At 62.8% G+C, this 19,848-nt stretch carries 20 protein-coding genes; 15 read left to right on the forward strand and 5 right to left on the reverse strand.

Features of this window, described 5'->3' with window-relative positions:
- Positions 1–166 precede the first annotated feature (166 nt).
- Together IAE39_RS07650 and IAE39_RS07655 are read left to right on the forward strand one after the other, a co-directional pair.
- Entirely contained in the window at positions 167–838 is a 672-nt protein-coding gene (locus tag IAE39_RS07650; RefSeq protein ID WP_201200921.1) for a response regulator, read from the forward strand.
- The gene (locus tag IAE39_RS07655) at positions 831–2,210 is read left to right on the forward strand and encodes a sensor histidine kinase (RefSeq protein ID WP_201200923.1); all 1,380 of its coding nucleotides are present in this window, start codon (positions 831–833) and stop codon (positions 2,208–2,210) included. The genes IAE39_RS07650 and IAE39_RS07655 overlap by 8 nt, the downstream gene beginning before the upstream one ends.
- Before the next feature lie 113 nt (positions 2,211–2,323).
- Here IAE39_RS07655 and IAE39_RS07660 read toward each other — a convergent pair whose 3' ends face one another.
- Positions 2,324–3,130, reverse strand: a complete 807-nt coding sequence (locus IAE39_RS07660) for an HDOD domain-containing protein (protein ID WP_201200925.1) — start codon at positions 3,128–3,130, stop codon at positions 2,324–2,326.
- Positions 3,131–3,185: 55 nt separating this feature from the next.
- A complete protein-coding gene (gene ygfZ, locus IAE39_RS07665) occupies positions 3,186–4,127 on the reverse strand; it encodes a CAF17-like 4Fe-4S cluster assembly/insertion protein YgfZ (protein ID WP_201200927.1) in 942 nt (313 codons plus the stop codon).
- Between the two features lie 133 nt (positions 4,128–4,260).
- On the opposite strand from ygfZ, the gene IAE39_RS07670 reads away from it, so the two are divergent.
- Positions 4,261–4,515, forward strand: a complete 255-nt coding sequence (locus tag IAE39_RS07670) for an FAD assembly factor SdhE (RefSeq protein ID WP_201200929.1) — start codon at positions 4,261–4,263, stop codon at positions 4,513–4,515.
- On the forward strand, positions 4,499–4,957 hold the full coding sequence (locus IAE39_RS07675) for a protein YgfX (protein ID WP_201200931.1): 459 nt from the start codon (positions 4,499–4,501) through the stop codon (positions 4,955–4,957). Before IAE39_RS07670 ends, IAE39_RS07675 begins: the two co-directional genes overlap by 17 nt.
- A gap of 118 nt (positions 4,958–5,075) precedes the next feature.
- On the opposite strand, the gene nadB is transcribed toward IAE39_RS07675, so the two are convergent.
- A complete protein-coding gene (gene nadB, locus IAE39_RS07680) occupies positions 5,076–6,680 on the reverse strand; it encodes an L-aspartate oxidase (protein ID WP_201200933.1) in 1,605 nt (534 codons plus the stop codon).
- 445 nt (positions 6,681–7,125) lie between these two features.
- Between nadB and rpoE the strand changes: the two genes are divergently transcribed.
- The 10 genes from rpoE (at position 7,126) to pdxJ (ending at position 17,098) form a co-directional block, all read left to right on the forward strand.
- Complete coding sequence (gene rpoE, locus IAE39_RS07685) at positions 7,126–7,707, forward strand: RNA polymerase sigma factor RpoE (protein WP_003252049.1); 582 nt, start codon at positions 7,126–7,128, stop codon at positions 7,705–7,707.
- A gap of 31 nt (positions 7,708–7,738) precedes the next feature.
- On the forward strand, positions 7,739–8,329 hold the full coding sequence (locus IAE39_RS07690; RefSeq protein ID WP_201200935.1) for a sigma-E factor negative regulatory protein: 591 nt from the start codon (positions 7,739–7,741) through the stop codon (positions 8,327–8,329).
- A gap of 12 nt (positions 8,330–8,341) precedes the next feature.
- Positions 8,342–9,307: a MucB/RseB C-terminal domain-containing protein gene (locus IAE39_RS07695; protein ID WP_201200943.1), complete on the forward strand. Its 966-nt coding sequence runs from the start codon at positions 8,342–8,344 to the stop codon at positions 9,305–9,307.
- Positions 9,308–9,516: 209 nt separating this feature from the next.
- Positions 9,517–10,917, forward strand: coding sequence for a DegQ family serine endoprotease (locus tag IAE39_RS07700; protein ID WP_442968428.1), 1,401 nt, complete (start codon positions 9,517–9,519; stop codon positions 10,915–10,917).
- 181 nt (positions 10,918–11,098) lie between these two features.
- Positions 11,099–12,898 (forward strand): translation elongation factor 4, encoded by a 1,800-nt coding sequence (gene lepA, locus IAE39_RS07705; RefSeq protein WP_201200947.1) that lies wholly within the window; start codon positions 11,099–11,101, stop codon positions 12,896–12,898.
- A 5-nt stretch (positions 12,899–12,903) separates the two neighbouring features.
- Positions 12,904–13,758, forward strand: a complete 855-nt coding sequence (lepB, locus tag IAE39_RS07710; protein WP_110742721.1) for a signal peptidase I — start codon at positions 12,904–12,906, stop codon at positions 13,756–13,758.
- A 163-nt stretch (positions 13,759–13,921) separates the two neighbouring features.
- Complete coding sequence (gene rnc / locus IAE39_RS07715) at positions 13,922–14,611, forward strand: ribonuclease III (protein WP_009684761.1); 690 nt, start codon at positions 13,922–13,924, stop codon at positions 14,609–14,611.
- Positions 14,604–15,506 (forward strand): GTPase Era, encoded by a 903-nt coding sequence (gene era / locus IAE39_RS07720; RefSeq protein ID WP_016498176.1) that lies wholly within the window; start codon positions 14,604–14,606, stop codon positions 15,504–15,506. Before rnc ends, era begins: the two co-directional genes overlap by 8 nt.
- A 124-nt stretch (positions 15,507–15,630) precedes the next feature.
- A complete protein-coding gene (gene recO, locus IAE39_RS07725; RefSeq protein ID WP_201200949.1) occupies positions 15,631–16,314 on the forward strand; it encodes a DNA repair protein RecO in 684 nt (227 codons plus the stop codon).
- Between the two features lie 61 nt (positions 16,315–16,375).
- Positions 16,376–17,098 (forward strand): pyridoxine 5'-phosphate synthase, encoded by a 723-nt coding sequence (gene pdxJ / locus IAE39_RS07730; RefSeq protein ID WP_236548460.1) that lies wholly within the window; start codon positions 16,376–16,378, stop codon positions 17,096–17,098.
- Positions 17,099–17,200: 102 nt separating this feature from the next.
- Here pdxJ and IAE39_RS07735 read toward each other — a convergent pair whose 3' ends face one another.
- Both IAE39_RS07735 and IAE39_RS07740 read right to left on the reverse strand, forming a co-directional pair.
- Complete coding sequence (locus IAE39_RS07735) at positions 17,201–18,583, reverse strand: heavy metal sensor histidine kinase (RefSeq protein ID WP_201200952.1); 1,383 nt, start codon at positions 18,581–18,583, stop codon at positions 17,201–17,203.
- Complete coding sequence (locus tag IAE39_RS07740) at positions 18,580–19,254, reverse strand: heavy metal response regulator transcription factor (protein ID WP_201200954.1); 675 nt, start codon at positions 19,252–19,254, stop codon at positions 18,580–18,582. Before IAE39_RS07740 ends, IAE39_RS07735 begins: the two co-directional genes overlap by 4 nt.
- A gap of 348 nt (positions 19,255–19,602) precedes the next feature.
- Here IAE39_RS07740 and IAE39_RS07745 point away from each other — a divergent pair, with 348 nt between their 5' ends.
- Positions 19,603–19,806 (forward strand): hypothetical protein, encoded by a 204-nt coding sequence (locus IAE39_RS07745; RefSeq protein WP_201200956.1) that lies wholly within the window; start codon positions 19,603–19,605, stop codon positions 19,804–19,806.
- The last annotated feature ends 42 nt before the right edge of the window (positions 19,807–19,848 follow it).

Consider the following 19,848-nt stretch of genomic DNA (forward strand, 5'->3'; position numbering starts at 1 on the left):
GCACCTTGCTGGTGCTTTTTTCGGCGCGAAGCGCGACCGTGGTGCGATGCTAGGCAACGAACCTTTCGCTAACCTTTCAACCTGAAAGGTTTGTTACAAGGGGCTTCACAGGCTTGACGACAGCGGTACACTCCGCGCCGTTGCCCCACTCGAGAGGGAGAATCCGATGCGTGTGCTGCTGGTCGAAGACCACCTGCAACTGGCCGAAAGCGTGGCCCTGGCCTTGAAAAGCCACGGCCTGACCGTGGATGTGCTGCATGACGGCGTGGCTGCCGACCTGGCCCTGGCCAGCGAGGAATACGCCGTGGCCGTACTGGATGTCGGCCTGCCGCGCATGGACGGCTTCGAGGTACTGGCGCGCCTGCGCGGCCGTGGCAAGACCTTGCCGGTCTTGATGCTGACGGCGCGCAGCGACGTCAAGGACCGTGTCCATGGGCTGAACCTGGGCGCTGACGATTACCTGGCCAAGCCGTTCGAGCTGACCGAGCTGGAAGCCCGGGTCAAGGCCCTGCTGCGGCGCAGCGTGCTCGGCGGCGAACGCCAGCAACGCTGTGGGCCGCTGGTGTATGACCTGGACACCCGGCGGTTTTCTCTGGGCGACGATAACCTGACCCTGACCTCGCGTGAGCAGAGCGTGCTGGAAGCGCTGATCGCCCGCCCTGGCCGGGTGATGAGCAAGGAGCAGTTGGCCGCCCAGGTATTCGGCCTGGACGAAGAAGCCAGCCCTGACGCCATCGAGATCTACATCCACCGCCTGCGCAAGAAGCTCGACGGCCACCCGGTGGCTATCGTCACCTTCCGTGGCCTGGGCTATCTGCTCGAGCACCGCGATGCGTGACAACGGCAGCCTGCGCGGGCGTTTGCTGGGCAACCTGGCGCTGTTGCTGGTGGTGCTGATGCTGGCCAGCGGCCTGAGCGCCTACTGGAATGGTCGCGAGGCTGCCGACACCGCCTACGACCGCACCTTGCTCGCCTCGGCGCGGACCATCGCCGCCGGCCTGTCGCAGCGCGACGGCTCGCTGAGCGCGGACGTGCCCTACGTGGCGCTGGATACCTTCGCCTACGACAGCGCCGGGCGCATCTACTACACGGTGCTGGATATCAAGCAGCGGCTGATTTCCGGCTACGAGAACCTGCCACCACCACCGCCTGGTACCCCGCGCACCGACGACTACCCGGCGCTGGCGCGGTTCTATAACGCCACCTACCTGGGCCAGGACGTACGCGTGGTCAGCCTGCTGAAACCGGTGAGCGAGCCGAACATGAACGGCATGGCGGAAATCCGTGTGGCCGAGACCGAAGAAGCACGCGTGACCATGGCCCGCGGGTTGATGGCCGATACCTTGCTGCGCCTGGGGATGCTGGCACTGGGCGCACTGGTGATGGTGTGGTTTGCCGTCAGTGCCGCCTTGCGGCCGCTGGAGCGCCTGCGCACAGCGGTGGAGGAGCGCCAGCCGGACGACCTGCGGGCCTTGCCGGTGGTGCAGGTGCAGCGTGAGCTGGGTCCGTTGGTGCGGGCCTTGAACCACTTTACCGAACGCTTGCGTGGGCAATTCGAGCGTCAGGCGCAGTTCATTGCCGACGCCGCTCACGAGCTGCGTACACCGTTGGCAGCGCTGAAGGCGCGGGTCGAGCTGGGCTTGCGCTCGTCCGAACCGCAGGCGTGGCGGCAGACTTTGGAGTCGGCGGCCCAGGGTACCGACAGGCTGACTCACCTGGCCAACCAGCTGCTGTCGCTGGCGCGGGTCGAGAACGGCGCGCGGGCGATTGCCGAGGGTGGTGCGCAGCGCCTGGACCTGAGCCAACTGGCCCGTGAACTGGGCATGGCCATGGCGCCGCTGGCGCACAAGCGCGGGGTGGCGCTGGCGCTGGAGGCCGAGGCGCCGGTGTGGCTGAAAGGCGAGCCGACGTTGCTCAACGAGCTGTTGAGCAACCTGGTGGACAATGCCCTGGCACATACACCGGAGGGTGGCAACGTGATTTTGCGGGTGCTGGCGCCGGCGGTGCTGGAAGTGGAGGATGACGGGCCGGGGATTCCCGAGGCCGAGCGCGAGCGGGTGTTCGAGCGTTTTTACCGGCGTAGTGCGCAGGGCAGCGGGTTGGGGCTGGCGATTGTGGGCGAGATCTGCCGGGCGCACCTGGCGCAGGTGAGCCTGCATGATGGCGCCAATGGCGGGTTGCGGGTGCGGGTGAGTTTTATTGCTGATTGATGTGTCGCCTGTGCTGGCCCTTTCGCGGGTAAACCCGCTCCCACAGGTGCAGTGCGGTCTATCTCTGTGGGAGCGGGTTTACCCGCGAAGAGGCCGGCACAGGCTTACACCATTCAGCGCAACATGCTCCGCGCCTCAAGCAGCTCATCCACCTCAAGCTCGGTACCAAACGGCAACCCCAGGTGGCGGTACGCCGGCAGTGCCGCCAATGGCCGTTGGCGCCCACGCTGGCTGATGCAGCGGGCGATCTGCACGATGTCGATGTAATCGACCTTGTCAGTCTGCCGGTCCAGGTCCTGAACCTGGCTTGGCAGGTTGACCAGTTGCTCCGGAAACTCCCACGCCTTGAGAATCTTGTCGCCCAGCGCCGGCTGGATCTGCTCGATCACGTAATGCAGGCAGACCGGGTCTGACAACAGTTCGTTGTGCTCTTCGGCATAGATCAGCACCGGCAGGGCGCCAATCTGGTTCACCAGGCCGCCCAAGGTCGCCTGCTCAGGCTTGAGCTGGGTGTAGCGGCGGCAGATTTCGTAGCTGATGCCCGCTACTTCCAGGCTGTTGGCCCAGATATCGCGCAGTTTTTGCTCAACTGCCGATGAGCGGGCATGGAATATCTGTTCGATCACCAGGCCAATGGCCAGGTTACAGCTGTAGTTGATGCCCAGCCGCGTGATGGCGGTGTGCAGGTCGGTGACCTCGACCGCCGCGCGCAGCAGTGGGCTGTTGACGACCTTGATCAGGCGCGCTGAAAGGGCCGCATCGCGACCGATTACCTTGCTCAGGGCCGCTACGCTGATCTCGCTGTCTTCCGCGGCTTCGCGGATGCTCAGGGCAACCTCGGGCAGGGTTGGCAGGACCAGGTCATCCTTTTCGATGGCATCGAGCAACTGTGCTTGAACCATCTCGGCCAGCTTGTTCATGGGCGTGTCTACCGCAGTGGTGGTGCGGCCCCGCCTCGCGGGCGGGGCAGGCTGGTCAGCGTTGGATTTCCCGGTCGCGGTCCAGTTCGTAAGGCAGGGTCAGCACCTGCAGGCGCGGGCCTTCCAGGCTGCCCAGGTGCAGGTTGTTGTCTTCAACCGCATCGGCGCTGAGTACCGCGAGCAGCTCGCAGCCCGCGCCGCTGCTGGCTGCAATCACCACTTCACCGACCGACGAGCCATGGGTGGGCGAGAAAATTTCGGCGCCCGGGGCTGGAATGGCTTGCTGGTCGAGTGCCAGGCGGTACTGGCGGCGCTTGAGCTTGCCCAGGTACTGCATGCGCGCGACGATTTCCTGGCCCGTGTAGCAACCTTTCTTGAAGCTGACGCCATCGACAGCCTGCAGGTTGATCATCTGCGGGATGAACAGCTCGCGCGTCGGGCCCATGACTTGGCCGATGCCGGCGCGAATCTGCCCCAGCAGCCAGTCGTTGACCGAGCCTTCCGGCAGGGTAGCGGCGAGGGCCTGACTCACAGGCTCGGCGTTGTCCGTCGGCACCCAAAGCTCTATCCGGCCAGCGGACACGGCAATGGCAATCAGCCCGTCATGGCGCACGGTGCTGCCAGCTGCTGCCGGCACTTCGAGCCCCAGCGCCTGCAGTGCCGCTTCGCCACCTTGCAGGCCGAAGCGTGCCCAGGCGGCACTTTCATCGGTCAGTGTGGCCTTGGAGAACACGGCGTATTTCTTCAGGTCGGCCAGTTGCGCATCGAGCAGTTCGCTGGCCATGGCCAGCAAGTAGCCATTGCCTTCGGGCAGGATGCGGAAGCTGGACTGCATGCGCCCTTTGACCATGCAGCGGGCGCCAAGGCTGGCATGTTCCTGGCTGAGGTAGTTGATGTTGCAGGTCAGCTGGCCTTGCAGGAACTTGCCTGCATCGGAGCCGCGGACGGCGAGGATGCCCTCGTGGGACAGGGGGCAAAAGAAAGCGGAATCGGCCATGGGTCATCGCGGTGGCTAAAGACTGGCGGCCATCATAGAACGCCGGTAACAAAATAGGTAGGTGACTAGACCAACGCCCGGTGTCGCTTCGCTCGCCTGGCTGTATACTGGCGGGCCATTCGAGGAGGGCCCCATGGTCGAACAAACTGAACTCAACCGGCTTTTCTGGCACAGCCGCCGCGGCATGCTGGAACTGGACGTACTGCTGGTGCCTTTCACCCAGGAAGTCTACTCCACCCTCAACGAGACCGACCGCGACCTGTACGTGCGGCTGTTGAGCTGCGAGGACCAGGACATGTTCGGCTGGTTCATGGAGCGCACCGAGTCTGAAGACCCGGAGTTGCAGCGCATGGTTCGCATCATATTGGACCGTGTCCAGCCCAAGTGAGTGCTTCGAGTGCCGCTGGCAAGGCTCGCGCCTGCTGCTAGCGGCCTACCTGGCGTGCCAGGTACTGGCGTGGCTTGCCGTGTGGGCGAGCCCGCTGCCTGGGTGGTTGGCCCTTACTGTCGCCGCCGCCTGTCTTGCCCACGCTGCCTGGGCCATTCCCCGACGTATTCTGCTGACCCATGAGCATGCCGTTGTCGGCCTGCGCCGTGATGTGCGCGGCTGGCAGGTGTTCAGCCGTGGCGGTGGCTGGCAGCCGGTGCGCTTGTGTCGGGACAGCGTGGCGTTGCCGGGGTTGGTGGTGTTGCGTTTTCAGCGCGCAGGGCACTGGTTGGGGCAAAGCCAGTGTGTGCCTCGGGATGCGCTGGGGGCGGATGAGCATCGGCGTTTGCGGGTGAGGTTGAAGTTCAGCCGGCGCAGGTGGGCAGCGGTACGCCGTGCATAGCGTCATACCCTGCTGGCTCCTTCGCGGGTGAACCCGCTCCCACAGGTGCTGCACAGATTCTGGAGCCTGTGCAGTACCTGTGGGAGCGGGTTTACCCGCGAAGGCCGTGACGCTGTTTTCAGAGCGGGCTCAGAATCGTGTCCTTGGCCTCGTCCAGCATCCCCGGGTAATCCAGCGTGTAATGCAAGCCACGGCTTTCCTTGCGCTGCATCGCCGACAGGATCATCAACTCGGCCACCTGCGCAAGGTTACGCAGTTCGATCAGGTCACGGCTGACCTTGTAGTTGCTGTAGAACTCATCGATTTCATCCAGCAGCAGACGAATACGGTGCTGCGCCCGCTGCAACCGCTTGCTGGTGCGCACGATACCGACGTAGTCCCACATGAATCGCCGCAACTCATCCCAGTTGTGTGCAATGATCACATCTTCGTCCGAATCGGTAACCTGGCTGGCATCCCAACCCGGCAGGGCCTCGGGCATGGCCACCTGCTCCAGGTGCGCCTCGATGTCGGCCGCCGCGGCGCGGCCATAGACGAAGCATTCCAGCAGCGAGTTGCTGGCCATGCGGTTGGCGCCGTGCAGGCCGGTGAAGCTGGTTTCGCCAATGGCATACAAGCCAGGCACATCGGTGTGGCCACGGTCGTCGACCATCACCCCGCCGCAGGTGTAATGCGCCGCGGGCACCACCGGGATCGGCTGGCGGGTAATGTCGATGCCAAACGCCAGGCAGCGCTCGTACACGGTGGGGAAGTGGCTCTTGATGAACTCGGCCGGCTTGTGGGTAATGTCCAGGTACACGCAGTCCACACCCAGGCGCTTCATCTCGTGGTCGATGGCACGGGCGACGATGTCGCGTGGGGCCAGTTCCTCGCGCGGGTCGAAGCGCGGCATGAAGCGCTCGCCATTGGGCAGGCGCAACAAGGCGCCCTCGCCGCGCAGGGCTTCGGTGACCAGGAAGCTCTTGGCCTGCGGGTGGTACAGGCAGGTCGGATGGAACTGGTTGAATTCCAGGTTCGCCACCCGGCAACCGGCCCGCCAGGCCATGGCGATGCCGTCGCCACAGGCGCCGTCGGGGTTGCTGGTGTAGAGGTAGACCTTGGCCGCACCGCCAGTGGCCAGCACGGTGAAGCGTGCGCCAAAGGTGTCCACCTCGCCCGTGTTGCGGTTGAGCACGTACGCGCCCAGGCAGCGCTCACCTGGCAGCCCCAGGCGACGCTCGGTGATCAGGTCGACGGCCACGCGCTGCTCCAGCAGCTGGATGTTCGGGCGCCGGCGGGCCTGCTCCAGCAGCGTGGTGAAAATGGCTGCGCCAGTGGCGTCGGCGGCGTGGATGATGCGCCGGTGGCTATGGCCGCCTTCGCGGGTAAGGTGGAACTCGAAGCCGCCGTCGTCGACGCTGTAGTGCTCATCGCGGGTAAAGGGCACGCCTTGCTCGATCAACCACTGAATTGCTTCGCGGCTGTGCTCGACGGTAAACCGCACCGCGTCTTCATGGCACAGGCCGCCGCCAGCATTGAGGGTGTCCTCGACATGCGACTGCACGGTATCGGTATTGTCCAGCACCGCTGCGACACCGCCTTGGGCCCAGAAGGTCGAGCCATTGGCCAGGTCGCCCTTGCTCAGCACGGCAACGCGCAGGTGGCGGGGGAGGTTAAGTGCCAGGCTGAGACCGGCGGCACCGCTGCCGATCACCAGGACATCATGTTGGAATTGTTGGCTCATGTCGGGACACTAGTAATCTTTGGAGGGGGCGCGGCACAATAGTCACGCGCAGGTGGCATTGTGAAACTATCGTTAAACTTGGCCGGGTTGCCTTTATAGCAGCCCGAGGTGGCCAATTTCCATGCCGCTTGGCCACTTACCGAGGCGCGCGTCAACCTTTGTGGGAACTTTCCGACATGGCCGGAAATCCTATGAAGGCTGCCCGCACGCCACAAATTGCCGCGGCGACGCAGGGTGGCAGGCCTTTCCGGGCTGACCTCTGCGTATTCGAAACCTGATTATCGACGTAGCCGGCCGTGTCCGCGCCGCGTCTTCCGTGCAAGCCGACCAAGGGCTGCAGGAAACTTGCTTGGAGGGGAGAACTTTTGCGCAAAGCCCGAGTCTATGGTTGCAAGCCTGAACGATGGCTGCTGCAACGCTCCTTCGAGTTCACTGAGGAGTGTTCATGCTAACCCAGGAAGAGGATCAGCAGCTTGTCGAGCGCGTTCAGCGCGGCGACAGGCGAGCGTTCGATCTGTTGGTGCTGAAGTATCAGCACAAGATTCTCGGGTTGATCGTGCGGTTCGTTCACGACACCCACGAGGCCCAGGACGTAGCACAGGAAGCCTTCATCAAGGCCTACCGTGCGCTTGGCAATTTCCGCGGCGACAGTGCGTTCTATACGTGGCTGTACCGCATCGCCATCAACACGGCGAAGAACTACCTGGTGTCCCGTGGAAGACGGCCACCAGACAGCGATGTCAGCTCCGAGGATGCGGAGTTTTACGACGGCGATCATGGTCTCAAGGATCTCGAGTCCCCAGAGCGCTCGTTGTTGCGGGATGAAATCGAAGGCACCGTCCATCGCACCATCCAGCAACTGCCCGAAGATTTGCGCACGGCATTGACCCTGCGTGAGTTCGACGGACTGAGTTACGAAGACATTGCCAGTGTCATGCAATGTCCGGTGGGTACCGTGCGCTCTCGAATCTTCCGCGCTCGGGAGGCCATAGACAAAGCCCTGCAGCCGTTGTTGCAGGAAACCTGAGACAGCGGCGACAGCCAAGAGAGGAACCGCCATGAGTCGTGAAGCTTTGCAGGAATCGCTGTCCGCGGTAATGGATAACGAAGCGGACGAACTGGAATTGCGTCGGGTGCTGAGCGCCGTCGACGATGCCGAAACCCGTGCCACCTGGTCGCGCTACCAGGTTGCCCGTGCAGCCATGCACAAGGAGCTGCTGCTGCCCAACCTGGATATCGCCTCGGCGGTGTCTGCGGCGCTGGCTGACGAAGCCGTGCCGGCCAAGGTCAAGAAAGGCCCTTGGCGCAGCATTGGCCGCCTGGCGGTCGCGGCTTCGGTCACCGTGGCCGTGCTGGCGGGTGTACGCATGTACAACCAGGATGAGATCACTGGCGCCGAGCTGGCTGCCCAGCAGCCGGTCCAGCAAGGCCTGAGCGTGCCACAAGCACAAGGCCCGGCTGTTTTGGCAGGCTATAGTGAGAGCAGTGAGCAACCGACCGGGCCAATGGCCAACGGCGTGCTGCAGAACCAGGCCGGCTGGGATCAGCGTCTGCCAGGTTACCTGCGCCAGCATGCCCAGGAATCTGCGCTCAAGGGCACTGAAACCGCATTGCCATATGCCCGCGCTGCCAGCCTGGAAAACCGTTAAGTAAGGAGGATCATGCGCGCGCTACCTCTCCTGTCGCTGCTGATTGGCAGCTGCATGACGGTGCCAGCGTTGGCAGCCAACTCTTCGCCTGAGGCGAGTGAGTGGCTGAACAAGCTGGCACAGGCCGAGCAAAAGCAGAGCTACCAAGGCTCTTTCGTTTACGAACGCAACGGCAGCTTCTCTTCCCACGATATCTGGCACAAGGTCCAGGACGGCAAGGTCAGCGAGCGGCTGTTGCAGCTCGATGGCGCCGCCCAGGAAATCGTGCGCGTGGATGGCAAGGTGGAGTGTGTCAGCGGGGCCTTGGCCAGCAGTGTCACGGCGCCGCCAGACGCTGCACAGCGCGTGCTTGATCCACTGAAGCTGATGGGCTGGTACGACTTGAGCGTGGTGGGCAAGTCGCGGGTCGCCGGGCGCGACGCAGTGATTGTCACACTGGCCCCACGTGATCAGCACCGCTACGCCTTTGAATTGCATCTGGATCGAAACACTGGCCTGCCGCTGCGCTCGTTGATGCTCAACGACAAGGGGCAGTTGCTGGAACGCTTCCAGATGACCCGCCTCGATACCGACAAACTGCCCAGTGATGCGGATCTGCGCCCCAGCGCAGCCTGCAAACCGGTGCAGCCTGCCACCGCCGTCAGCAATGACGCCGTCGCAGGCTGGCGCTCGGACTGGCTGCCGCCTGGCTTCGAACTGGTCAACAGTTCGGTGCGCCGCGATCCCAAGCAAAACAGCTCGGTCAGCAGCTTGATGTATGACGATGGCCTGGCGCGCTTCTCGGTGTTTCTCGAGCCGGTGAAAGACGATGGCGGCACCGACATGCGCACCCAGTTGGGCCCGACTTCGGCGGTTTCGCGCCGTTTGAACACGCCCAAGGGCAAGGTGATGGTGACCGTGGTCGGCGAAATCCCGCTGGGAACGGCAGAACGCGTCGCGCTGTCGATGCGCCCCCAGGATGCCCAGGCACGCCAGTGATGGCGCGCTTTTGCGGGCGATGCCAAGGCGGGCGGACATACGGCTGAAATGAAATTAAAGCATTGTCATTTGCAATCCATCGGCAAATTTTCTATAGGTCAGGCTTTCAGGAGCCTGGCCTTTCCTGCTTTGTGCAGGGGTCTTTCTAAACTACCGCTCGTTTTGACGGGAGCCGTATGTCAATACCACGCTTGAAATCCTACCTCACGATGTTCGCCGCCGTGCTGATGCTCGGCCAGGTGCTCAGCGCCCAGGCCGAGGAAGCCCTGCCGGACTTCACCACCCTGGTCGAGCAAGCCTCGCCGGCGGTGGTCAACATCAGTACCAAGCAGAAGCTGCCGGACCGCCGCGTTGCCCAAGGGCAGATGCCGGACCTGGAAGGCCTGCCGCCAATGTTCCGCGAGTTCTTCGAGCGCAACATGCCGCAGCAGCCGCGCTCTCCGCGCGGTGATCGGCAGCGTGAAGCCATGTCGCTGGGCTCTGGCTTCATCATTTCCAGCGATGGCTATGTGTTGACCAACAACCACGTGGTGGCCGATGCCGACGAGATCATCGTCCGCCTGTCAGACCGCAGCGAACTGCAGGCCAAGCTGATCGGCACCGACCCACGTACCGATGTGGCCCTGTTGAAGGTCGAAGGCAAGAACCTGCCCACCGTGAAGCTGGGTGATTCCGAAAAGCTCAAGGTGGGCGAGTGGGTACTGGCCATCGGTTCGCCGTTCGGCTTCGACCATTCGGTGACCAAAGGTATTGTCAGTGCCAAGGGGCGTACCTTGCCCAACGACACCTATGTGCCGTTCATCCAGACCGACGTGGCCATCAACCCGGGTAACTCCGGTGGCCCGCTGTTCAACATGAAGGGTGAGGTGGTGGGTATCAACTCGCAGATCTTCACCCGTTCCGGCGGCTTCATGGGCCTGTCGTTCGCCATCCCGATCGACGTGGCGATCGATGTTTCCAACCAGCTGAAGAAAGACGGCAAGGTCAGCCGCGGCTGGCTGGGCGTGGTGATTCAGGAGGTCAACAAAGACCTGGCTGAATCCTTCGGCCTCGACAAGCCGGCCGGTGCCCTGGTGGCCCAGGTGCTGGAAAACGGCCCGGCAGCCAAGGGCGGCCTGCAGGTGGGTGACGTGATCCTGAGCATGAACGGCCAGCCGATCGTCATGTCGGCCGACCTGCCGCACCTGGTCGGCAGCCTGAAAGATGGCGAGAAGGCCAAGCTGGAAATCATCCGCAACGGCAAGCGCCAGACCCTGGATGTAGCCGTGGGTGCGATGCCGGATGACGACGCCGACATTGGCACCGGTGCCGAAGGCAGCGCCGAGCGCAGCAGCAACCGCCTGGGTGTCTCGGTGGCCGACCTGACCGCCGAGCAGAAGAAATCCCTGGAGCTCAAGGGCGGCGTGGTCATCAAGGAAGTTCAGGATGGCCCGGCAGCGCTGATCGGCCTGCGCCCGGGTGATGTCATCAGCCACCTGAACAACCAGGCCATCGGTTCGGCCAAGGAATTCACCGAAATCGCCAAGGAGCTGCCGAAGAACCGTTCGGTGTCGATGCGCGTGCTGCGTCAGGGCCGTGCCAGCTTCATTACCTTCAAGCTCGCTGAATAAACGGGCTGGCAAGGGAAAAAGGGCAGCCTCGGCTGCCCTTTTTCATGAATATTCACAATTGTACGGATAATTGCTGTGTACAGTCGGACAGAGGAATCTCCCATAACCCAGAAGCTTAAGGTACAATTCCCGGCTATTTTTCGGCGGGCGTCCGGCTCGCAGCCTTTTCGAGTGTTGACCTGTGAGTGATTTGAGTCATATCCGCAATTTCTCCATCATCGCCCACATCGACCATGGCAAGTCGACGCTGGCCGACCGTTTCATCCAGATGTGCGGTGGCCTGTCGGCGCGCGAAATGGAAGCCCAGGTCCTCGATTCCATGGACCTGGAACGTGAGCGCGGTATCACTATCAAGGCCCACAGCGTCACGCTGCACTACAAGGCGCAGGACGGCAAGACCTACCAGCTGAACTTCATCGACACCCCCGGCCACGTCGACTTCACCTACGAAGTCTCGCGCTCGCTGGCGGCCTGTGAAGGCGCACTGCTGGTGGTCGACGCCGGCCAGGGCGTCGAAGCCCAGTCCGTGGCCAACTGCTACACCGCCATCGAGCAGGGCCTGGAGGTGATGCCGGTCCTGAACAAGATGGACCTGCCCCAGGCCGACCCGGACCGCGTCAAGGACGAGATCGAGAAAATCATCGGTATCGACGCCACCGACGCCGTGGCCTGCAGCGCCAAGAGCGGCATGGGCGTGGACGAGGTGCTCGAGCGCCTGGTGCACTCCATCCCGGCGCCTGAAGGCGAAATCGATGCACCGCTGCAAGCGCTGATCATCGACTCCTGGTTCGACAATTACCTGGGCGTGGTCTCGCTGGTGCGTGTGCGCCAGGGCCGCGTCAAGAAAGGCGACAAGATCCTGGTCAAGTCCACCGGCAAGGTGCACCTGGTCGACAGCGTCGGTGTGTTCACCCCGAAACATACCCAGACCGCTGATCTGAAAGCCGGTGAAGTAGGCTTCATCATTGCCAGCATCAAGGACATCCATGGTGCACCGGTTGGTGACACCCTGACCTTGTCCTCCACCCCGGAAGTGGAAGTACTGGCAGGCTTCAAGAAAATCCAGCCGCAGGTCTACGCTGGCCTGTTCCCGGTCAGCTCCGATGACTTCGAAGACTTCCGCGACGCGCTGCAGAAGCTGACGCTGAACGATTCGTCGCTGCAGTACATGCCGGAAAGCTCCGATGCCCTGGGCTTTGGCTTCCGTTGCGGCTTCCTCGGCATGCTGCACATGGAGATCATCCAGGAGCGCCTGGAGCGCGAGTACGACCTCGACCTGATCACCACGGCGCCCAGCGTAATCTATGAGCTTGAGCTCAAGACTGGCGAAACCATCATCGTTGACAACCCGTCGAAGCTGCCGGACGTGTCTTCGGTCACCGATTTCCGCGAGCCGATCGTCACCGCGACCATCCTCGTGCCGCAGGAGCACCTGGGCAACGTCATCACCCTGTGCATCGAGAAGCGCGGCGTGCAGCGTGACATGCAGTTCCTCGGCAGCCAGGTGCAGGTGCGCTATGACATGCCGATGAACGAAGTGGTGCTGGACTTCTTCGACCGCCTCAAGTCCACCAGCCGCGGCTATGCTTCGCTGGACTATCATTTCGATCGCTACCAGTCGGCCAACCTGGTCAAGCTGGATGTGCTGATCAACGGCGACAAGGTCGATGCCCTGGCATTGATCGTGCACCGCGACAACGCGGCCTACAAAGGCCGTGCGTTGACCGAGAAGATGAAGGAACTGATCCCTCGGCAGATGTTCGATGTGGCGATCCAGGCAGCCATTGGCGGCCAGATCATTGCGCGGACAACCGTCAAGGCGCTCAGAAAGAACGTACTGGCCAAGTGCTACGGTGGTGACGTCAGCCGTAAGAAGAAACTGCTGGAGAAGCAGAAGGCCGGTAAGAAACGCATGAAACAGGTGGGCAACGTGGAGATTCCACAAGAAGCCTTCCTCGCCGTGCTCAGGTTGGATAGCTAGGTCCTATGTCGCTAAATTTCCCGCTGTTGCTGGTCATCGCCGTATTCGTCTGCGGCCTGCTGGGCTTGATCGACCTGCTGTTCCTGGCCCCGCGCCGGCGTGCGGCAATTGCCAACTACCAGGGCAGCGTTAGCCAGCCCGAGTTGGCCGTGGTCGAGCGCCTGAACAAGGAGCCGTTGCTGGTCGAGTACGGCAAGTCGTTCTTCCCGGTGCTGTTCATCGTGCTGGTGCTGCGCTCGTTTCTGGTCGAGCCGTTCCAGATCCCTTCGGGGTCGATGAAACCGACCCTGGAAGTGGGCGATTTCATCCTGGTGAACAAGTTCTCGTACGGCATTCGCCTGCCGGTGATCGACAAGAAGGTCATCGAGGTGGGTGACCCGCAGCGCGGGGATGTGATGGTATTCCGCTACCCGAGCGACCCGAACGTCAACTACATCAAGCGTGTGGTTGGCCTGCCGGGCGACGTGGTGCGCTACACCAACGACAAGCGGCTGTTCGTCAACGGCCAGCCGATTGCCGAACAGCTGGTGGGCAGCGAGCCGGGTACCTTGGGCAGCGCCGAGCTGTACAAGGAAAAGCTCGGCGAGGCCGAACACCTGATCCGCAAGGAAATGAGCCGTTATCGCATGCCACCGGACCAGCAGTGGACCGTGCCGGCAGGCCATTACTTCATGATGGGCGACAACCGCGACAACTCCAACGACAGCCGTTTCTGGGATGACCCGAACATTCCCAAGGAACTGCACGGCATGGTTCCGGACCGGAATATTGTCGGCAAGGCCTTTGCAGTGTGGATGAGCTGGCCAGAGCCGAAACTCAGCCACCTGCCCAACCTGTCGCGGGTCGGCCTGATCCATTGATACCCATCGGCGCTGTCCAGCAGACAGCGCCGAATGCATTTCTGACATAGGCTGTGTTCTCAGGGATCGGGAGATTCGCCGCACATCACGTGGCGAACCACAGCCAAACAGTCTTTCAGGATGTTGATTTGAACAACGCGTTGAACAACCAACGGGTGGCCGCATGAGTGCTTCCCTTGCCCGTCTGGAGCGAAAGCTCGGTTACACCTTCAAGAACCAGGACCAGATGCTCCTGGCGCTGACCCATCGCAGCTATGCCGGGCGCAACAACGAGCGCCTGGAGTTTCTCGGTGACGCCATTCTCAACTTCGTCGCCGGTGAAGCGCTGTTCGAGCGTTTTCCGCAGGCCCGCGAAGGCCAGCTGTCGCGCCTGCGCGCACGCCTGGTCAAGGGTGAGACCCTGGCCCGCCTGGCACGTGGTTTTGACCTGGGTGAGTACTTGCGCCTGGGTTCGGGCGAACTCAAGAGCGGCGGTTTTCGCCGTGAGTCGATCCTGGCCGACGCGCTGGAGGCCCTGATTGGTGCCATCTATCTGGATGCCGACATGGAAACGGCCCGAGAGCGCGTGCTGGCCTGGCTGGCCAATGAGTTCGAAGGCCTGACACTGGTCGACACCAACAAGGATCCGAAAACCCGCCTGCAAGAGTTCCTGCAGTCGCGCAGCTGTGAGCTGCCGCGTTACGAAGTAGTGGATATCCAGGGTGAACCGCACTGCCGCACCTTCTTCGTCGAATGCGAAGTGGTGCTGCTGAACAACAAGAGTCGTGGCCAGGGCGTTAGCCGGCGTATTGCCGAGCAAGTCGCTGCCGCGTCTGCACTGATCGCCCTGGGCGTGGAGAATGGCAATGACTGATAACAACCCGACCCGCTGTGGCTACGTAGCCATTGTCGGCCGCCCCAACGTCGGCAAGTCGACCCTGCTTAACCACATCCTCGGCCAGAAGCTGGCGATTACTTCGCGCAAGCCGCAGACCACCCGCCACAACATGCTCGGCATCAAGACCGAGGGCGACGTGCAGGCGATCTATGTCGATACCCCCGGTATGCACAAGGCCAACGACAAGGCCTTGAACCGCTACATGAACCGCAACGCCTCGGCGGCCCTGAAGGACGTCGACGTGGTGATCTTCGTGGTCGACCGTACCAAGTGGACCGACGAGGACCAACTGGTACTGGAGCGTGTGCAGTACGTGACCGGCCCGCTGATCATCGCGGTCAACAAGACCGACCGCATGGAAGAGAAGGCCGAGTTGATCCCGCACCTGCAGTGGCTGCAGGAACAGCTGCCTAACGCCGAGGTGATGCCGATTTCCGCGCAACAGGGGCACAACCTCGAAGCGCTGGAAGCACAGATAGCCAAGCATCTGCCGGAAAACGACCACTTCTTCCCGGAAGACCAGATCACCGACCGCAGCAGCCGCTTCCTGGCCGCTGAACTGGTGCGCGAGAAGATCATGCGCCAGCTGGGTGCAGAGCTGCCGTACCAGATCACCGTGGAAATCGAAGAGTTCAAGCAGCAGGGCCATGTGCTGCACATCCACGCGTTGATCCTGGTTGAACGTGACGGCCAGAAGAAGATCATCATTGGCGACAAGGGCGAGCGCATCAAGCGCATCGGCTCCGAGGCGCGCAAGGACATGGAAGTGCTGTTCGACTCCAAGGTCATGCTCAACCTGTGGGTCAAGGTAAAAGGCGGCTGGTCCGACGACGAGCGCGCCCTGCGTTCGCTGGGCTACGGCGACCTGTAACTGCACCTGACTGCTCAGGTTACTCTGTGGGAGCGGGTTTACCCGCGAATGCGTCAGTGGATTTACCACCGCATTTGCGGGTAAACCCGCTCCCACAGTTGTTTGTGAATAGTAGAGATCGCACATGGATCAAGCTGTCGGCCAGCCGGCCTACGTCCTGCACAGCCGCGCCTACAAGGAAACCAGCGCGCTGGTGGACTTTTTCACCCCGCAGGGCCGCATGCGCGCTGTATTGCGCCGTGCACGCGGCAAGGGTGGCAGCCTGGTGCGGCCGTTCGTGCCGCTTGAGGTAGAGCTGCGCGGGCGCGGGGAGCTGAAGAATGTGGGGCGCATGGACAGCGCTGGCATCGCCGCCTGGCTGCATGGCGATGCGCTGTTCAGTGGGCTGTACCTCAATGAGCTGCTGATGCGCCTGCTGCCCGCCGAAGCGCCGTTCCCGGCACTGTTCGAGCACTACACCCTGACCTTGCAAGCCCTGGCCGAAGGGCGACCACTGGAGCCTTTGCTGCGCTCGTTCGAATGGCGGCTGCTGGATGAGCTCGGTTATGCGTTTTCCCTGAGCCAGGACGTCAATGACCAGCTCATCGCCGCCGACGGCCTGTACCGCTTGCGTGTGGATGCCGGCCTGGAGCGGGTCGAACTGGTGCAACCTGGCCTGTTCCGCGGCACCGAACTGCTGGCCCTGGCCGAAGCCGACTGGGATGCGCCCGGCGCCTTGCTCGCTGCCAAGCGCCTGATGCGCCAGGCACTGGCGGTTCACCTGGGGGCAAAACCGCTGGTCAGCCGGGAACTGTTTCGCAAGCGCTGATCACGACGTATGCTGTGGGCCTCAATCTTCAGGAGAGCCTTTCGTGACTCACAGCAACCGCATGCTTCTTGGCGTCAACATCGACCACGTGGCGACCCTGCGCCAGGCCCGCGGCACGCGTTACCCTGACCCGGTCAAGGCGGCCCTGGATGCCGAGGAAGCAGGCGCCGATGGCATCACCGTGCACCTGCGCGAAGACCGCCGACACATCCAGGAACGTGATGTGGTGGTGCTCAAGGATGTGCTGCAGACGCGCATGAACTTCGAGATGGGCGTCACCGAAGAGATGATGGCCTTTGCCGAAAAAATTCGCCCGGCGCATATCTGCCTGGTACCGGAAACCCGTCAGGAGCTGACTACCGAGGGTGGCCTTGACGTGGCGGGGCAAGAGGCACGGATCAAGGCGGCGGTCGAGCGCCTGGCACGTACCGGTGCCGAGGTGTCGCTGTTCATCGATGCCGACGAGCGGCAGATCGAGGCTTCGCGCCGCGTTGGCGCGCCGGCCATCGAGCTGCATACCGGCCGTTATGCCGACGCCCAAACCCCGACCGAAGTGGCTGAAGAGTTGCAGCGCATTGTCGATGGCGTAGCGTTTGGCGTGGGCCAGGGGCTGATCGTCAATGCCGGCCATGGCCTGCATTACCACAACGTCGAGGCGGTGGCGGCGATCAAGGGGATCAACGAGCTGAACATTGGCCATGCGCTGGTGGCGCATGCCTTGTTCGTTGGTTTCAAGGCGGCTGTAGCCGAGATGAAGGCGCTGATCGTGGCGGCTTCGCGCTGACTCTTTGGTTGCCTGTGCCGGCCTCTTCGCGGGTAAACCCGCTCCTACAACGATCGATGTAGGAGCGGGTTCACCCGCTAATAGGCCGGCACAGGCAACTGATTACTCGGCAGGAAACACCAAGGTAAAGCGAGTAGGCCCCAAGGGATTGCTGCCCACTTCAACCCGCCCCCCATGCAACTGCATGATCGACTTCACGATCGCCAGCCCCAACCCGGTCCCGCCCTCCAGCCGCGAGCGCCCCGAGCCCACCCGGTAAAACCGCTCGAACAAGCGAGGCTGGTGCTCGGCCGCAATGCCAGGCCCCTGGTTCTCTACTGATAGCCGTACTTCACTGCCTACACGTTCGATCTGCAACTCGACCGGCACGCCCTCAGGACTATGCCGAATGGCATTGCTCAACAGGTTCGACAATGCCCGCTGAAACATCAGGCGGTCTCCCATTGCCGTCCCCCAGCCCTCGACAACCAATTCAACCTCTTTCATCTCGGCACTGAAGGCAAACAGCTCGACCACTCGTGCCGCTTCGTCAGCCAGTGCCAAGGGTTTGAGCGCCACCTGAGTCTGCGGCTGGCTGACCTGGGCAAGAAAAAGCATGTCGTTGATGATGCGGTTGAGCCGGGTCAGCTCTTCGATGCTGTCTTCCAGCACCTCCCGGTAGTTGGCGTTGTCTCGCTCACGGGCCAGTGTCACCTGGGCCTTGCCCATCAGGTTGCTCAGCGGCGTACGCAGCTCATGGGCCAGGTCATCGGAAAACTGCGACAGCTGGCTGACACCCTGGTCGAGGCGGTCGAGCATCACGTTGATGCTGCGCGCCAGTTCCGCCAGCTCCAGCGGCAGGTCGTTGGTGGGCAGGCGATGTTGCAGGTCCTGGGTCGAAACCTGCCCGGCGATCCGCCGAAAGCGCCGCAGCGGTTTCAGGCCACGCTGCATCAGCCACCAGGCGCCCGCACCAATCAGCACCAGCAGCAACGGTAACGCCAGCAAGGTGGAGTGCAGGTAGGCCTGGAGCAAGGCGTTATCGTCGGCGCGGTTGAGCGACATCATCACCTTGACCGGGGTGTTGTCGCGCAGGTGCATCAGCCGGGTCACGGTAAGGATCTGGTTGCCGCTGCTGTCGCGCCAGGGGTAAAAGGCCAGGCGGGCAGCGGTGGGCAGTTCAGCCACCCGTGACTCCAGGCCAGGCCCCAGGCTGAGCAGGTGCGGGTGGCGGCTGTCCAGCGCCAGCACGTTAAGGCTGAGGTTGTCGTGCCCCATCACCAGGTCGAGCAACGGGTGGGCACGGCTGCCCAGGTCCTCACTGCGCAGGTCGACGCGCAGGTTGTGCTCGACCTGCAGCATCTTGCGCGCCAGGTCCTTGCGGGCGCGGCTGTCCAGTTCGTGATCAAGGGCGAACACCGCCAGGCAGGCCAGCAGCAGCACCAGTGCGGCGCCCATCAGCGTCACGCTCAGGCCCAGGCGTAGCGACAGGCTGGCGTTTTTCAAAAACGGGCCTCCAGGACATAGCCCACGCCACGCAGGGTATGGATCAGCTTGCTGTCGAACGGGTCGTCGATCTTCGCCCGCAGGCGTCGGATCGAGACCTCGACCACGTTGGTGTCGCAGTCGAAGTTCATGTCCCATACCAGCGAGATGATCTGCGTGCGAGACAGCACTTCGCCGGTCTGGCGCATCAGCAGGTGCAGCAGGGCGAATTCCTTGGCGGTCAGGTCGATGCGCTGCCCGCTGCGGTAGGCACGGTGGCGGCCGGGGTCCAGCTCCAGGTCGGCGACGCGCAGGGTGCTGGGTTGCAGTTGCTGGTCGTTGCGGCGCAGCAGGCTGCGGATGCGTGCCAGCAGTTCAGGGAATTCGAAAGGCTTAAGCAGGTAGTCATCGGCACCCAGGTCCAGGCCTTTGACCCGGTCGGCCAGGCGGCCATGGGCGGTGAGCATCATGACGCGCGTGGCCGACTCGGCACGCAGGCGCTGCAGCACGGTCCAGCCATCGAGTTCGGGCAGGTTGACGTCGAGGATGACCAGGTCGTAGGGCTGCTGGCGGGCCAGGTGCAGGCCGTCGGTGCCCGTGCGGGCGCAGTCGACCACGTAGCCGTTTTCGCGCAGGCCTTGTTGCAGGTAGTCGGCAGTACGCAGCTCGTCCTCGATGATCAGTAGGCGCATGGGGGGCTCGGAGTGATGAAAGGGGGCGATTCTTGACCCTGTAGTGACATCAGGGTCAAGGGGCAGGATGTTACGGCATGAGAATGGGGCTGCGGCGTAGATAACGGATTTGTAATCCTGGTGTTATGTGGGTGTCTGTTCCGGCCTCTTCGCGGGCACGCCCGCTCCCACAGGATCTCCACAGATTCTGAAAACTGTGGAGTCCCTGTGGGAGCGGGCGTGCCCGCGAAGAGGCCAGAACAGGCGAAACAAGCCCACATTGCAGGACTGTAATCCCCGCCTCACCTTGCCGTTAGCCAGCCTCTGCCAGGATGGCCCTGTCTGATCGGTTATCACGAGGCAAACACGATGCACCTGACCAAATACCTGCTGTTGGCCACCCTTGCCCTGGGCAGCGCCAGCGTTTACGCCGAGGGCGGTGCGGAGCGCTCGAAGCAGTTCTGGCAAGCCTTCCGCGAAGACCAGCAGCGCCTGCACGGCGACAAGCAGCAGGCCGTTGTCGAGCGCGAACGCAAGGCGCAAGAGAAGGCCCGCGAGCTGGCAAAGGATTGAGGTAACAGCACCTGCGCCGCGACAGCTCCTAGCCGCAGGTGT

Origin of the sequence: Pseudomonas sp. S37 (assembly GCF_016658545.1) — a bacterium.
Classification (GTDB): Bacteria; Pseudomonadota; Gammaproteobacteria; order Pseudomonadales; family Pseudomonadaceae; genus Aquipseudomonas.